The sequence below is a fragment of the Nonomuraea sp. NPDC050202 genome (assembly GCF_040656115.1).
Taxonomy (GTDB): domain Bacteria; phylum Actinomycetota; class Actinomycetes; order Streptosporangiales; family Streptosporangiaceae; genus Nonomuraea.
Genome location: NZ_JBFALF010000087.1, coordinates 1 through 13,264, shown reverse-complemented (window position 1 = coordinate 13,264; position 13,264 = coordinate 1). Strand labels below are relative to the sequence as shown.

Below are 13,264 nucleotides of genomic sequence, written 5' to 3'. Positions count from 1 at the left end.
GGGTCAGGCTGCCCCCAGCTTCATCACCCTGCTGCGACAGGGCGAAGGTGGCGGTCTCTCACCTCCACTCGATCAATCAGCGCCTCACGGCGCACTTGCTCCACGACCCAGCGTTGTCTGCCCAGGCCAAAGCCGTGTTCAGTGCCGCGGCGGGCGATCAGCGGACGGATCTGCAACTTTCGTACCAGGCGGCGGTACTTGTCGTGGTCGTAGCCGCGGTCGGCGAGCACCACGTCGGGACGCCGGCGTGGCCGGCCGCGCTTGCCGCGCACCTTCGGAATGGCCTCCAGCAGCGGGCGCAGCTGGGTGACGTCGTCTGCGGTTGGCGCCGGTCAAGATGACGGCCAGGGGAATACCCGTGGCGTCGGTGATCAGGTGGTGCTTGCTGCGGGCCCGTCCTCGATCGACCGGGGACGGGCCGGTCTGCGGCCCCCCTTTAGCGCTCTGATCTGCGAGGAGTCCACCGCGGCGCGGGAGAAGTCGAGGGCGTCGGCGGCCCGCAGCCGATCGAGCAGCACCTCGTGCAGTCGCTGCCACACGCCGGCCTTGTTCCACTCGGCCAGCCGCCGCCAGCACGTCATGCCCGAGCCGTAGCCGAGCTCTTGCGGCAGGTGCTCCCAGGCGATCCCGGTGTGCAGCACGAACAAGATGCCCTGCAGTGCCAGCCGGTCATCCAGCCGCCTGCGCCCCGGATGCCGGAACCGGCGCTGCAGCTGCGGCAACAACGGCTCGATCACCGCACAACAAAGATCATTCTGTTAGGAGCTCTAAGGTCCAACACTAATGAAGATAAATGCCGGAAATATCACAAGATGAGGCTTAATTACCTTGACGCTGTGACGGTTGTATAACGCCGTGCAAGTCGTTGCATATTGGGACATGTTGCACTAGCTTGTCGATCGACCATATTCGGCACGCTTGCCAGGGGGCACGCAGAGCATGGAGACGGACAGCCGGGCGGTGCTTCGCCGTCGAGTGGGAGCTTTGCTGCGCAGGTCGCGCGAGAACGCCGGCTTGACGATCGAGGACGTGGCGGCCCACCTGGAATGCTCCTCCGCGAAAGTGAGCCGGATCGAGAACGGCCAGGTGGGGGTCCGCCCGCTGGAGATCCGCGAGATCCTCGGCCTCTACGGAGTGCCGGACGCCCGCCGCTCCGCGCTGCTCGACCTTGTCAGGAGCAGCCGGGAGAGCAAGCCGAAATGGTGGCACGAATACGCGGACGTCGTGGGCCCCGACTACGAGTTCTTCGTCGAATTGGAAGACCGAGCCACGTTGATATGCGACTACCAGGCCTTTCTGATTCCGGGTCTGCTGCAGACCGAGCCCTATATGCGGGCGGTCATGGCAGCCCACCGGGTTCCCGCCGACGTTGCCGCGCAGCGCATCAGGTTCCGCCAAGAGCGCCAGTCACTCCTGAGACGCCCCGGCTCGCCCGCCTTCCACGCCGTCATCGAGGAGAACGCCCTGCGAAAGAAGATCGGTGACGGCAGCGTGATGCGCGAGCAGCTCCGGTGGCTGGTGGAGGCCGGGGCGCACAGCGAGGTCTCCTTACAGGTGGTCCCCGCGACGACCGGGCTCCACCCGGCCGAGGGCCGCGCCTTCATCATGCTGGGCTTCCCGGATCCGGAAGAGCCCAAAGTGGTCTACCTCGAACACCTCAACGGCTCTCATCTGCTCGACACGCCCGCCGGCACCGACGCGTACGACCGGGCCTTCGCCGACCTTCAGGCGATCGCGTTGTCACCCGAAGACTCGGCCTCGTTCATCGAGAACATGGCGAAGGAGTGACCGTCGCGGATTCCCTGAACGAATGAGGTCCACTCGGCCCTCGTGAGGATCAGACAGTGGTCCGGCTGATTTGACGATCGCATCGCGACAGTGCCGTCGTCGAGCATCGCTACTTCCACACATGCTCCGGTTGCACCGCAGTAACGACTGCGCTGCCACGTCGCTTTTGCCGGGTGGAATTCGTCCACTTTCGCACCGCCTTCAATGGGCAGGGCAGACAAGGGTGATATCACAGATACCCATAAGCAGCGGAGAATACTCGATCCAGCCGCAAAGGCGCGGCTGTCACCAAAGAACATATGGAATGTACATAAAGAGACTTTCCCGTGAGCCGAATGAGAAGCCCTGCACTCTCGGCCCTCTGTCCGTCGATCAGACGACGCTCATGAAGATCGTCCGCGCCGCTTCCCGGCTCGGCCGCACGAGCGTCATGGCCAGGGACTCGGCCGGCGAGTGGTTCGCCTTCTCGAAGGCCGAGGGCTTCGTGGAGCTGGCCGGTGCGACGGCACCGGAATTAAGGGACGTCAGCATATGCGTGCACCAGCACGGAGAAATAACGCCGGCGCTGTCGGTGGAGTTCACCCGGGAGCGGGCCGAGCTCCGCTACGCCACCGGCTCGGCCGAGGTCGTGGAGGCGGCGCAGGAGATCATCGGCCTCTGCCGCCCACGCGTCCGCCGCTGGACCAAGTTCGTGCTCAGGCACACGACGGTGACGCAGGCCGCCGTGGTCGGCCTCGCCGCCGTGGTCGGCCTGCTCGTCACGCTGGTAGCCAGGATAGAGCTCGTGTGGTGGCACGTGCCCGCCGCCGGGGTGGCGAGCGTCGCCCTGGTCTGGGGCTGCCGGTTCCTGCTGCGCCGCCTCATCACGCACGCCGTGATCCGGAACCGCCCCGAGCAGGAACAGCCGGACTTCTTCGCCCGCAACAAGGACGCCCTCATCGTGGCCAGCATCGGAGGGGGCGTGGGGTCGGTGATCGGGGCCGTCGTCGCCACGATCCTGGCCATCCTCACCAGACTGTGGCAGTGAGCCGGGACCCGCGATCGAGCCTGTACCGCTTCAAAACTCGTACGTGTGGTCTGAGCTGGTGTTTCTTCGGGTTGGCTAGGCTGCTCGGTGGTACTCGTTGATCGCTCCGCTGAGCACCCTTCGGCGCTGGATCCGGCCTTCCAGCGGTACCACAACGTGGTCGTCTTGATCGGGTGGGCGTTGTTGGCGGGACTGGTGCGGGCGGTGCGCGTTGTCATGCTCGGCGTTACTCCTCCAGGACCGATCGAAGGTGGCGTTCGTCGTAGATCAGCATCCGGTTGGTGCATTCGGCTCTGACGGTGCGCACCCAGCGCTCGGCGTAGCCGTTGGCTCGGGGCGTCCGCGGCGGCGTCTTCATCACCGTGACATCCTCTCCGGCGAAGATCTCATCGAAGACGGCGGTGAACGTGGCGTCCCGATCACGGATGAGGAACCGAAACGAGCCGGTCCTCCGCCCGAGGTTCATGAGCAGGTTGCGGGCCTGCTGGGCCGTCCACGCGCGGGTGGGGTTGGTGGTCACGCCCAGGACGTGTACGTGCCGCGTCGCCACCTCCATCACGAACAACACGTACAGGCGTCTCTGCCAGTGTCTTCCAAAAGGAGACGCTGCTTCCAAGCAGATCATGAAGGAGCGGCATCACCTCCTCCTGGTCGCCGCTGACCGCCCACAACGCGCCAACCGCAGCGTGCCGCACGTGAGCGTCGGAGGCCGCGGTCAGTGATCTGGGTCTGGGGCTGTTCCTCGATGACGCGGATCGGGCCGGGGAGGTGCTTCGCCATCGGCTGTCGGCCGAGGCGGGGCTGGTCGAGCGATTGCTGATCGTGGAGGCGATGGGGACGCTGGCCCTCCGCCGACCCTGATGCCTGGAGCAGGATTTCCAGAACAACCCGCACCTCCGCCTCACCACCGACCTCCCAGAGCGCCACCGCGCCATGGACCCGCGGCGGCGTTCGGTCCCGCGGCGGCACCCGCACTCCCGGCGATCCGAGCGGATGTGGTGGGGGAGATCGGCCCCCCTTGTATGGCTGCGCTGCCGAGCCTACGGGCGCTGCTGACCGACAGCTATGAATGGGTCCCAGGCCAATCGCGGTCGGGACGACGTCCTCGCCGATCTGTTCCGGGGCGCAGCGGGCCCGCTGCACCACGGCCGCCAGCCTGACCCCCGGGTCCACAGTCGAATCGGCAGCCAGCCCGGCGAACCACGCCATCACCTCATCCACCGACCGGTCCAGGCACGCCACCACATGAACGCGTAGTAACCGGAAAGTTGGTCTCGCCGGTGGCTTGAACTCTCGGTCTTCAATTCGATCATCCACAGTCGTTCCGTCCACAGCACCGCGTAGTCGGGTGCTCCGCCCTGCTCGTCGTCGTGGCGCGGGCGCAACTCGAACTCGTCCACGAACAGTGGCTGCCCGTTCCACCCACTTCGTCCGAATGACAGCTCATCCAGCGACCGCAAGAACCGGGCACCTTGGGGTGACGGGAGGTTCCTACACCACCTGATACACCAATCGCGCTGAGGTGGTACGAACCATCAGCTAATGGCACGGCGCGACACTTAACGATCTTGCTTCTAATCCGATGGCCTGCGTCCTCGTAAATCCGAGACTGCGGCTTCGAGGCGAGTCGAGATGATGCTTGATCTAGTATTTATGTTCGTTCATGCTGATCGCCAACGCTTGACTTATCGAAAGCGTCGCGGTGCTAATGCTTTGCTCAATATGTACAGAACGCGGCGTCTCGCGCTTCGGTAGCGCCAGCGTAGGAAGTCTTGTGTCATCGACTGTGCACTCCGATGGTCGCGCCGTTCGAAGACTGCTCTGTATGTCTTAGGAGGCATCCTGACCTGCGGTGATGTGCGCACGAGCGATGGGGATATCACGGGGTTGAAGGGCTGATGTGCTCGGTATGTGCTCGTGTCGGCAGGACCGCACCCACCGCTCCAGGATGAAGTTCATGCGCGGCATCCGGATGCCGGTGATCACGGTTCTGATGCCAGCTTATTGCTCCCGTGCGATCCGCTGATCGCCTTCGAGTGTGAACAGCCAGAGCGGCGGCTCACCCAGGCCCACGAGCGGACCGGCCTCCCGCCAGCCCAGGCGGTGATACAGCCGGGCGGCGGGTGCTTGCGGAGAGGTGATCAGCCAGGCCTTGGGCCAGCCGGCGACGGCCTGGGACAGCAACGCGGAGGCGATTCCTTTCCCGCGGGCCTCGGGGTGGACGAACAGCTCGACGACCTCGAAGGAGCCCGAGGTCATCCTGGAGACGGCGGGTGCGCCGAAGGAGCTCTTGAGCAGGTCGTAGATCCGGCTGCCCGACAGATCGGCGGGGGTCGGCCAGCCGTAGCAGATGCCGAGCAGCCTCCCTTCGTGGTCGCGTTCGACCCACGCCCTGAAGAAGGGATGTTCCAGGGCTTTCGACAAGCGATCGGGGTAGGTGTCGAGTTGTTCGGGGGTTTCCGACCAGGGCGGGTCGGCGTAGCAGCGGCGGTACAGGGCGATGATTTCAGCGGGGTTGAGCCGTGTCATGAATGCGCCGCCTTCTGGAGCCGCGTGATGGGCACGATGGTCAGCGTGGCCGCTGCGGCCAGGAGGATGAAGGCGAGGCGGAAATCGGCCGTGGCGTCGCGCAGGATGCCCACGAGCATGGGGGCCAGGGCGGCGCAGCCGTATCCGACGAAGAAGGCCATCGCGCTGATCCTGCCCGCCTCGGCGGAGTCACGGCTGACCGCCACCGGCACCGTCAGCACCAGGGTGAACAGGCCGCCGTGCCCGACGCCCAAGGCGAGGATCCACAGCCAGGTCACCGTTCCGGGGGCGAGGGCCAGGCCGGCGAAGCCGAGCGCGGTCAGCGCCGCCGTCAGCGCGAGCCCCAGGCGCAGGTCGCGCTGTTCGCCGAGCACGGCCGGGACGGCCAGCATCGCGACCACCTGGATGCAGATCATCACGGTGAGCAACGTCCCGGCTCCGGCTCCGAGCCCGTTCTCTTGAAGCAGGGGCACGATCCAGGCCAGTTCACAGTAGTACAGGGCGGAGTTGACCGCCGATAGCGCGGTCACCCGCCAGGCCACCCCGCTACGCCAGGGCAGCCCCGTGGTGAGCGGCCCCGCGGGGGCCGCCACCCGGTCCAGAGCCAGGGAACGCCGGGATGCCGCCCACGCCACCGCCCCGGCCAGCGCGAGCACCGACCAGGAAGCCAGCGCCCCCGGCCAGGAGCCGAGGAAGTCGGCCAGCGGCGTGCTGACTCCGGCCGCGACGGCACCGCCCGCGCCGAGCCCGGCGGTGTAGATACCGGTGGCCAGGCCGGCCCGGTCGGCGAAGCGGCTCTTGACGATGGCCGGCAGCAGCGTCTGGGCGATGGCGATGCCGGCCCCGACGACCGCCGCGCAGCTCAGTTGCAGCCAGGTGGACCCGCCGGCGAGGCGGGCGGCGGTGGCCACGGCGATGACGACCAGGCCGAGCAGCACCCCGCGATGGAGCCCTAACCGGCGGCCCGCCACGGCGGCCAGCGGCGCGCACAACCCCATGGCCAGCGTGGGAACGGTCGTCAGCAGGGCCACGCCGGTCGCGGTCAGATCCAGGGCGGCGCGGATGCGGTCCACCAGCGGCGAGACCGCCGCGATCGCCGGCCGCAGGTTGGCCGCCGCCACGAACATCGCCAGTCCTGCCGCCCCGAGCACCTGCTTGTCGGGTGGCGAAGAGGTCAACATCATGAACACTCCCTATGATCTCGGACAAGCTCTGTCCGAGTTCTATCACAACTCGGACAATCGGCGTCCGAGTTGGGTAGGCTGGTGACCATGAAGTTGTCCAACGGGGTGGAGTGGGCGCTGCACAGCTGTGTCACTCTCAGCCAGGGCCGCGAGCCCATCCCCGCGGCACGGCTCGCCGAACTGCACGGCACCCCTCCCGCCTACCTGGCCAAGCACTTGCAGGCGCTGTCGCGCGCGGGCATCGTGCACTCCACGGCCGGGCAAGTGGGCGGATATGAGCTGACTCGGCCCGCCGCCCAGATCTCGGCGCTGGAGGTTGTGCAAGCCATCGACGGTGGCGAGCCCGCCTACCGGTGCACGGAGATCCGGCAGCGAGGCCCGCTCGCCCTTCCGGCCGAGCGATGCGAGCGGCCGTGCGCGATCGCCCGCGCCATGGCCGCGGCCGAGGAGGCCTGGGCGGACGCCTTGCGCCAGGTCACGATCGCCGACCTCGCCGCCCGCATCGACGCCGACAGCGAGGGGACAGCGATGGCCGCTGTCAGCCGATGGCTGGCCGCGACACGCTAGGAATCCGGCAAATAGGAGACGCCACTTCCTCCACCGTGCTCGGCACGGCGGAGTACCGAGCGCCCTGCCCACTCAAACCGAGGCGCTCGCTTGGGTTCATGCGTGGCCGTGTTCCCAGGCCCAGGCGGCGATGCCCACGCGGTTGCGCACCCCGAGCTTGCGCTGGACGTTGGCCACGTGGGTCTTGGCGGTGCCGGCCGAGATGAACAGCTCGGCGCCGATCTCGGGGTTGGACTTGCCTGCGGCGACCAGCTTGACGATCTCCAGCTCGCGGTCGCTCAGCGGCTGTTCGCCGGGCACGCCGGTGCGGGCGGGTGACGGGGTGAGGTGGCGCAGCAGGCGCACGGTCACCGAGGGGCTGATCAAGGCGTCGCCTGCGGCTGCCGCTCTGATGCCCTCCACGAGGAGCACCGGCCCCGCGTGTTTGAGCAGGAAGCCGCAGGCTCCCGCGCGGAGCGCGGCGTGCACGTACTCGTCGAGGTCGTAGGTGGTCACGACGATCACTCGCATCGGCGCCGCCGCCTCGGGGCCGGCCAGGCGCCGGGTGAGTTCGAGCCCGTCCATGCGCGGCATGCGGATGTCGGCGACGACCACGTCCGGCCGCAGCTCCTCGGCGAGGTCGAGCGCGGTCACGCCGTCCGGCGCCTCGCCCGCCACCTCCAGGTCCGGCTGGACATCGAGAATGGTGCGGAAGCTGCGCCGGATGGCCGGCTGGTCGTCGGCGATCAGAACCCGGATGGTCATGGGAACACCGCCTTCACGACCCAGCCGCCGCCGGCGCCGCGGCCGGAGGTGAACTCGCCGCCCAGTGCCTGCACCCGCTCGGCCAGCCCGGCCAGGCCGACGCCGGTGCGTTCGGCGGACGGCAGGCGCGGCGGGGCCTGGTCGCGTGCATGGTCGGCCACGGTCACGACGACCGCCCGCGTCTCGTCGGTTACCTGAATGGCCACGCTGGACCCGGCCGGCGCGTGCTTTCTGACGTTGGTGAGCGCTTCGACGACGATGCGGTAGATCGTGGTCGCGACCTCGCGCGGCACCGGGCCGGAGGGTTCGATACGCAGCTCGGTGCCGGGGAAGCCCGCGTCGGCGAAACGCCGTACCAGATCAGGCAGGCCGTCGAGCCCGGGCAGCGGCTCGGCGGAGGCACTTTCGCCCTCCAGCTCGCGCAGCATGCGCACGGTCCGGTCCATCGACGCCAGCGCCCGCGCGCCGTCCTCCTCGATCGCCCGCAGTGCCGCCGCGGCCTCGGACGGATCGCGGTCGAGCAGGATCTGCGCCGCCTGGGCCTGGAGGACCATGGCGCTGACGTCGTGGGCGACGAAGTCGTGCAGGTCGCGGGCCAGTTGCACGCGCTGGGTACGGCGGGCCTGCCTGACCGCGTCGACCCGGCGCCGGTCGAGGGCGCGGAGATAGGCGCCGAGACCGACCGCGCCCGCCGTGCCGACGGACCAGAAGAGGGTGAGGGCGACCGCGTCGAAGCCCGAGGGCGGCGGCTGAGTGATCTGCATCGCCAGCAGCGCCTCGGAGATCGCGGCCACCCCCACCGCCGGGACTGCCTGCCGCACGGCGGCCCAGCGCACGGTCAGCGTGATGAGCGTCAGCACGGCGACCGTGTGAACGTAGGTCGACGGACCACCGGCGACGCCCGGATCGGCCAGCCAGACGAGCGTGCACGTCGCGCCGAGCACACCGGCGCCCGCCGTGATCGCCGCGGTGCGAGGACGTGCCCGCGGCCACCACACAAGCGACATGGCCGCGGCCGTGAGCATCGCGGGCACGACGACGAGCGGGCTGGGGAGCGGCCGGAGGGCGAGTGCGAGCGCGAACGCACCGGCTGCCACCAGCCCGCCTGCAAGGAACCTCATGGCGGCACCTTAGGGCAGTGGCTCGCGCCGGCGAATCGGCCGATCGGCAGATGTCTTCCTGCCCGCGTGAGCGCAGTCTGGGTCCCGACCCTAGAAACCAGGAGGCGACGATGACGATCAACCTGCTGCACAAGGCTCCAGCCGCCAGTGACACCGAACAGCCCGTCCCCCGCTGGGCGCTGCGTGCCGCCTACGCGCTTCCCTGGCTGCTGCTGCCTTCGTGCCTGTGGAGGTTGCCGTTCGCCTTTCACTTCGAGATGGGTCAGCTCGACGACGCGCCTGTGTCGCCGTTGTGGATCACCATCCCGTACGTGTTCGGGCTCAGTGTGCTCACGGAATTGGCGGCGCTGCTCAGCATCGGTCTGGTGCGCCGGTGGGGCGAGGTGGTTCCGAGTTGGATCCCGGTCATCGGCGGCCGCCGCGTGCCACCGATGGCGGCGGTCGTTCCTGCCGTGACCGGTGGACTGGTGCTGAGCGTGGTCTCGGTGTGGATGGTGCTGACCTGGCTCGGCTTCTCCGAGCGTATGGCGTACGAGAACGGCTGGTGGCAGGCGCTGGCCATGATCTGCATCACCCCGCTCGCGCTGTGGGGCCCGACCGTGCTCGCCCTGGCCTACGCCTACCACCGGCGCCGCCGCCCCGCCTGAAGGTTCCGTGCGCCCGATCGATGTCGGTCATCAGCGCCTTGCTGAGCCGCTTCAGCCGGAGGGCATCAGGTCGCGGCGGCGCAGGAACGCCAGCCCCGCCGCGCCCAGGGTGACGGACAGCACGGTCAGCCCCAGCAGGGGCGCCACCGGTGACGAGGAGCCGCCCAGCAACATCGCCGGCACGTGCACGAACGGCGAGAGGTCCAGGACGATCCCTGTGGCCAGCTTGAACTCCGCCAGCAGATCCACGACCAGGAAGAGGCCGAGCGCGGTCCAGCTCACGGCGGCCGCCAGCCGTGGCAGCAGGCCGAACAGCAGGGCGGCGAGCCCGATCACGGTCCAGACCGCGGGCAGGTAGGCCAGCGTGGCCCCGGTGACGCGGGCCACGTCGCCGTCGTAGGTGAGCCCCGCCGCCGCGCCCAGCGCGCTCAGCAGCAGCACCGGGCTCAGGAAGGCGAACAGCAGGTGGCTCAGTGCCCAGCGCAGCCGGCCGATGGGGGTGGACAGCAGCAGCTCGGCCCGGCCCGCCGCCTCCTCGCCGCGGGCGCGCAGCGCCGACACCAGCGCCGCCCCGGCGACGAGCTGGCTGAGCACGTACATCACGAAGGTGAAGAACACATCCGAGATCGGTGCGCCGGCGCCGCCGATGGTCGCGGCCAGCTGCTGGAACTGCGGGGTGTCCAACTGGGCGTCCAGCCCGCGGGCCGCCACGCCGAGCAGGGCGCCGAGCGCACCGAAACCGATCGCGAAGCCCGCGAGTGTGCTCCGGTGCAGCCGGGCGGCCAGGCCGAACGCGCCCGGCAGCGTCCCGGTGGCGGGTCCGGGGCGGGCGGGGATCAGGCCGCCGGCCACGTCACGGCGCGTGGACAGGGCGAACGCGACCGCCGCCAGGGCGGCGACGAACACCGCGATCAGCCCCAGCACCCACCACCGGTCGTCGGCGTAGGGTCTGGTCAGCCGGACCCAGCCGAACGGTGACAGCCAGGCCAGCCAGCCGGCACCGCCGGTGTCGGCCAGCGAGCGCAGCGCGAATAGCAGGCCACCGAGGGCGATCGCGATGCCGCGCGCCGTGCCGGATGACGCGGTGAGCTGCGCGGTGATGGCGGCGACGGCTGCGAACGCCCAGCCGCCCGCGGCGGTGGACAGGCCGAACAGCAGCGAAGATCCCGCGGGCAGGCCGCTCGCGACCAGGGCGGGCACCGACAACAGGCCCAGCAGCAGGTTGGCGGCCAGCACGACCGTGAGTGCGGCGGCCAGCGGGGCGTGACGGCCGATGACGCCCGAGGACAGCAGCTCGCGCCGGCCGGTCTCTTCCTCGAGCCGGGTGTGCCTGATCACCAGCAAGATGCTGATCAGCCCTCCGATCAGCGCGAGGGAGGAGCCGAGCGTCCAGGCGGTCAGGCCGCCGACGCTCGCGTCGTGGATGGGGCCTCGCATGGCCAGCTGCGCGGGATTGCTCGCCGAAGCCGCCGCGAAGGCGTCGCGGGCGGCCTGGTCGGCGTACAGGTCTGTGGTGGCAGAGGCGATGCTCGCCGGCAGCAGCGCCGTGATCGCGATCCACACCGGCAGCAGCACCCGGTCCCGGCGCAGGATGAGCCGGATCTGGGTCCAGGTGCCGGTCATCTGGCGGCTCCCTCGTAGTGGCGCAGGAACAGCTCCTCCAGCGTCGGCGGCTGCGTGACCAAGGTGCGTACGCCCGCCGCGGCCAGCTCGGCGAGCACCGCGGTGAGCGCGTCAGCGTCCACCTGGCAGCGCAGCCGCGCGCCGTCCACGGTCACGTCGTGTACGCCGGGCAGGGCGGCCAGGCCCGGCGCGGGCCCGATCAGCTCGGCCGTCACCGAGGTGCGGGTGAGGTGGCGCAGGTCGGCCAGGCTGCCGGTCTCGACGGTACGGCCGGCGCGGATGATGCTGACGCGGTCGCACAGCGTCTCCACCTCCGACAGGATGTGGCTGGACAGCAGCACGGTGCGGCCGTTGCGCTTCTCCTGCATGACGCACTCGTTGAAGACCGCCTCCATCAGCGGGTCGAGGCCCGAGGTCGGCTCGTCCAGCACCAGCAGTTCGACATCGGAGGCGAAGGCGGCCACCAGCGCCACCTTCTGCCGGTTGCCCTTGGAGTAGGTGCGGCACTTCTTGCGCGGGTCGAGCTCGAAGCGCTCCAGCAGCTCGGCGCGGCGTTTCGGGTCGAGGCCGCCACGTACCCTGCCGAGCAGGTCGATGACCTCGCCGCCGGTCAGCGAGGGCCACAGGGTGACGTCGCCGGGCACGTAGGCGAGCCTTCGGTGCAGTTGCGTGGCGTCGCGCCAGGGATCGCCGCCGAGTAACGTGATCCGGCCGCCGTCGGCGCGCATCTGACCCAGCAGGATACGGATCGTCGTGGTCTTGCCCGCGCCGTTGGGGCCGAGGAAGCCGTGCACCTCGCCGGTTGCGACGGTGAGGTCGAGCTCGTCCAGTGCCCTGGTCCGGCCGAAGGTCTTGACCAGGCCGTCAATGTGCACCGCGGCGTTCATTGTTGTCCCTCGACTTTCTCCAGGCCCGTCCGCGCCTGGTCGAACAGCTCGCGGCCGAGGAATTCCGGTCTGATCAGGTCGAGCTGGGCCTTGCCGACGCGCACTGCGGCCTGCGGGGCGTACAGGTCTGTGCCGAGGGCTCGGGAGACGTGCTCGTGCAGCACGGTGATGCCCAGCTTCATCGCCGTCAGTACGGTCGCGCGGGCGCGGTGGTCGGCCTCGGAGTGCTCGCCGCGGGCGAGATGCTCCTCCGTCACGTTGACGAGTTCGTCGAACATGGCGGCGGCCGCGGGCGAGCCGTCCACGAGCGCGCGACCGAGGTACTTCATCAGGGGCGGCGCGGTGCGGTGCACGTTCTCGATGAACTCGGGCTTGGCCAGGTTGCGGTCGGTGACGCCTACGTTGACCTGCTCACGCATGTAGCTGAGGACGTACTCGTCACAAGCCTGTCTCAGCGCTTCCTTGGTGCCGAAGTGGTGCTGCACCAGGCCTGGCGAGACTCTGGCGGTCTCGGCGATCCCGCGGATCGTGGTGGCCTTGACCCCTTGCTCGGCGAACAACGCCATCGCGGCGTCGCGGATGCGGGCGCGCGTGGTCAGGTCTTCTTCAGATATTGGTCGCACGTACAAGAGTCTATACAGATGTATTGGTTGCCGTGCAACTGTTCAATGCATCGCATCGCATCCACGACCACGCGCTTGGTGCACCGGTTCGGCGGCGACCTCGTACTCTGGTCCGGCTTTGGCCGTGAGCCGCCACCTGGAGTTGGACGGCGTCCCCTGCAGCCGCCCGCTGAAGCTCCCCGGCACCTACGCCCCCGGCAGGGCCCCGGCTTCCGTGCCTACTCCCTGATCGACCGACGACGTGCCCAGCCCTGGTTCCGTTGCACACGCCTGGCCTCTGCGATGAGTGCAGCAGCCGCTTTGGATCTTGTTCTCGTCACACAGACATGATCACGAGCGGCTGCTTTCGTTGTCTGGGAATCCCGTCAGAATCCGGTACCGACCAGGCGCACATCATCCCAGCTCACATGACAAATGGCGGCTGCCGTACTAGGCCGTGTTTCAGAAGTGGTCTGGAGTGGCGGTTGCGCGGTGTCGTAGGTCGACAAGAGAGGAGGTCTCCGGTAGATGAGTCAACGACCAAG

General features: G+C 68.9%; 14 protein-coding genes and 1 pseudogene. 4 read left to right on the top strand and 11 right to left on the bottom strand.

Annotated features, from left to right (window positions below; translation table 11 throughout):
* Positions 1–23: 23 nt before the first annotated feature.
* A pseudogene (locus AB0I79_RS62540) lies at positions 24–737 on the bottom strand (IS5 family transposase).
* Positions 738–939: 202 nt separating this feature from the next.
* Between AB0I79_RS62540 and AB0I79_RS62535 the strand changes: the two are divergent.
* Positions 940–1,788 (top strand): helix-turn-helix transcriptional regulator, encoded by an 849-nt coding sequence (locus AB0I79_RS62535; protein WP_357895983.1) that lies wholly within the window; start codon positions 940–942, stop codon positions 1,786–1,788.
* Here AB0I79_RS62535 and AB0I79_RS62530 read toward each other — a convergent pair.
* A complete protein-coding gene (locus AB0I79_RS62530; protein WP_357895980.1) occupies positions 1,725–2,087 on the bottom strand; it encodes a DUF397 domain-containing protein in 363 nt (120 codons plus the stop codon). The genes AB0I79_RS62535 and AB0I79_RS62530 overlap by 64 nt on opposite strands.
* An 86-nt stretch (positions 2,088–2,173) precedes the next feature.
* On the opposite strand from AB0I79_RS62530, the gene AB0I79_RS62525 reads away from it, so the two are divergent.
* Entirely contained in the window at positions 2,174–2,815 is a 642-nt protein-coding gene (locus AB0I79_RS62525) for a hypothetical protein (RefSeq protein ID WP_357895978.1), read from the top strand.
* 226 nt (positions 2,816–3,041) lie between these two features.
* Here the strand turns inward: AB0I79_RS62525 and AB0I79_RS62520 are convergent, their stop codons facing one another.
* The 4 genes from AB0I79_RS62520 to AB0I79_RS62505 form a co-directional block, all read right to left on the bottom strand.
* Positions 3,042–3,383, bottom strand: a complete 342-nt coding sequence (locus tag AB0I79_RS62520) for an integrase core domain-containing protein (protein ID WP_357895975.1) — start codon at positions 3,381–3,383, stop codon at positions 3,042–3,044.
* A gap of 640 nt (positions 3,384–4,023) precedes the next feature.
* The gene (locus AB0I79_RS62515; RefSeq protein ID WP_357895972.1) at positions 4,024–4,215 is read right to left on the bottom strand and encodes a hypothetical protein; all 192 of its coding nucleotides are present in this window, start codon (positions 4,213–4,215) and stop codon (positions 4,024–4,026) included.
* A gap of 601 nt (positions 4,216–4,816) precedes the next feature.
* Entirely contained in the window at positions 4,817–5,344 is a 528-nt protein-coding gene (locus AB0I79_RS62510; protein ID WP_357895969.1) for a GNAT family N-acetyltransferase, read from the bottom strand.
* On the bottom strand, positions 5,341–6,528 hold the full coding sequence (locus AB0I79_RS62505) for an MFS transporter (RefSeq protein ID WP_357895966.1): 1,188 nt from the start codon (positions 6,526–6,528) through the stop codon (positions 5,341–5,343). The genes AB0I79_RS62510 and AB0I79_RS62505 overlap by 4 nt, the downstream gene beginning before the upstream one ends.
* A gap of 87 nt (positions 6,529–6,615) precedes the next feature.
* Between AB0I79_RS62505 and AB0I79_RS62500 the strand changes: the two genes are divergently transcribed.
* A complete protein-coding gene (locus AB0I79_RS62500; protein ID WP_357895964.1) occupies positions 6,616–7,095 on the top strand; it encodes an Rrf2 family transcriptional regulator in 480 nt (159 codons plus the stop codon).
* 96 nt (positions 7,096–7,191) lie between these two features.
* Here AB0I79_RS62500 and AB0I79_RS62495 read toward each other — a convergent pair whose 3' ends face one another.
* Together AB0I79_RS62495 and AB0I79_RS62490 are read right to left on the bottom strand one after the other, a co-directional pair.
* The gene (locus AB0I79_RS62495; protein WP_357895962.1) at positions 7,192–7,839 is read right to left on the bottom strand and encodes a response regulator transcription factor; all 648 of its coding nucleotides are present in this window, start codon (positions 7,837–7,839) and stop codon (positions 7,192–7,194) included.
* On the bottom strand, positions 7,836–8,960 hold the full coding sequence (locus AB0I79_RS62490) for a histidine kinase (RefSeq protein WP_357895960.1): 1,125 nt from the start codon (positions 8,958–8,960) through the stop codon (positions 7,836–7,838). Before AB0I79_RS62490 ends, AB0I79_RS62495 begins: the two co-directional genes overlap by 4 nt.
* A gap of 110 nt (positions 8,961–9,070) precedes the next feature.
* Here AB0I79_RS62490 and AB0I79_RS62485 point away from each other — a divergent pair, with 110 nt between their 5' ends.
* Entirely contained in the window at positions 9,071–9,607 is a 537-nt protein-coding gene (locus AB0I79_RS62485) for a hypothetical protein (RefSeq protein WP_357895957.1), read from the top strand.
* Between the two features lie 51 nt (positions 9,608–9,658).
* On the opposite strand, the gene AB0I79_RS62480 is transcribed toward AB0I79_RS62485, so the two are convergent.
* Genes AB0I79_RS62480 through AB0I79_RS62470 form a run of 3 tightly spaced genes read right to left on the bottom strand, consistent with a single transcriptional unit; the run spans position 9,659 to position 12,740 of the window.
* Complete coding sequence (locus tag AB0I79_RS62480) at positions 9,659–11,230, bottom strand: ABC transporter permease (RefSeq protein WP_357895954.1); 1,572 nt, start codon at positions 11,228–11,230, stop codon at positions 9,659–9,661.
* Positions 11,227–12,117, bottom strand: coding sequence for an ABC transporter ATP-binding protein (locus AB0I79_RS62475; RefSeq protein WP_357895951.1), 891 nt, complete (start codon positions 12,115–12,117; stop codon positions 11,227–11,229). The genes AB0I79_RS62480 and AB0I79_RS62475 overlap by 4 nt, the downstream gene beginning before the upstream one ends.
* Positions 12,114–12,740, bottom strand: coding sequence for a TetR/AcrR family transcriptional regulator (locus AB0I79_RS62470; protein ID WP_357895949.1), 627 nt, complete (start codon positions 12,738–12,740; stop codon positions 12,114–12,116). The genes AB0I79_RS62475 and AB0I79_RS62470 overlap by 4 nt, the downstream gene beginning before the upstream one ends.
* Between the last annotated feature and the right edge of the window lie 524 nt (positions 12,741–13,264).

What these genes read in the sequence shown, in the direction of transcription:
- AB0I79_RS62535 (WP_357895983.1), top strand. Translation starts at nt 940, where the DNA reads ATGGAGACGGACAGCCGGGCGGTGCTTCGCCGTCGAGTGGGAGCTTTG.
- AB0I79_RS62475 (WP_357895951.1), bottom strand. Translation starts at nt 12,117, where the DNA reads ATGAACGCCGCGGTGCACATTGACGGCCTGGTCAAGACCTTCGGCCGG.
- AB0I79_RS62480 (WP_357895954.1), bottom strand. Translation starts at nt 11,230, where the DNA reads ATGACCGGCACCTGGACCCAGATCCGGCTCATCCTGCGCCGGGACCGG.
- AB0I79_RS62500 (WP_357895964.1), top strand. Translation starts at nt 6,616, where the DNA reads ATGAAGTTGTCCAACGGGGTGGAGTGGGCGCTGCACAGCTGTGTCACT.
- AB0I79_RS62510 (WP_357895969.1), bottom strand. Translation starts at nt 5,344, where the DNA reads ATGACACGGCTCAACCCCGCTGAAATCATCGCCCTGTACCGCCGCTGC.
- AB0I79_RS62530 (WP_357895980.1), bottom strand. Translation starts at nt 2,087, where the DNA reads ATGTTCTTTGGTGACAGCCGCGCCTTTGCGGCTGGATCGAGTATTCTC.
- AB0I79_RS62490 (WP_357895960.1), bottom strand. Translation starts at nt 8,960, where the DNA reads ATGAGGTTCCTTGCAGGCGGGCTGGTGGCAGCCGGTGCGTTCGCGCTC.
- AB0I79_RS62485 (WP_357895957.1), top strand. Translation starts at nt 9,071, where the DNA reads ATGACGATCAACCTGCTGCACAAGGCTCCAGCCGCCAGTGACACCGAA.
- AB0I79_RS62525 (WP_357895978.1), top strand. Translation starts at nt 2,174, where the DNA reads ATGAAGATCGTCCGCGCCGCTTCCCGGCTCGGCCGCACGAGCGTCATG.
- AB0I79_RS62505 (WP_357895966.1), bottom strand. Translation starts at nt 6,528, where the DNA reads ATGATGTTGACCTCTTCGCCACCCGACAAGCAGGTGCTCGGGGCGGCA.
- AB0I79_RS62495 (WP_357895962.1), bottom strand. Translation starts at nt 7,839, where the DNA reads ATGACCATCCGGGTTCTGATCGCCGACGACCAGCCGGCCATCCGGCGC.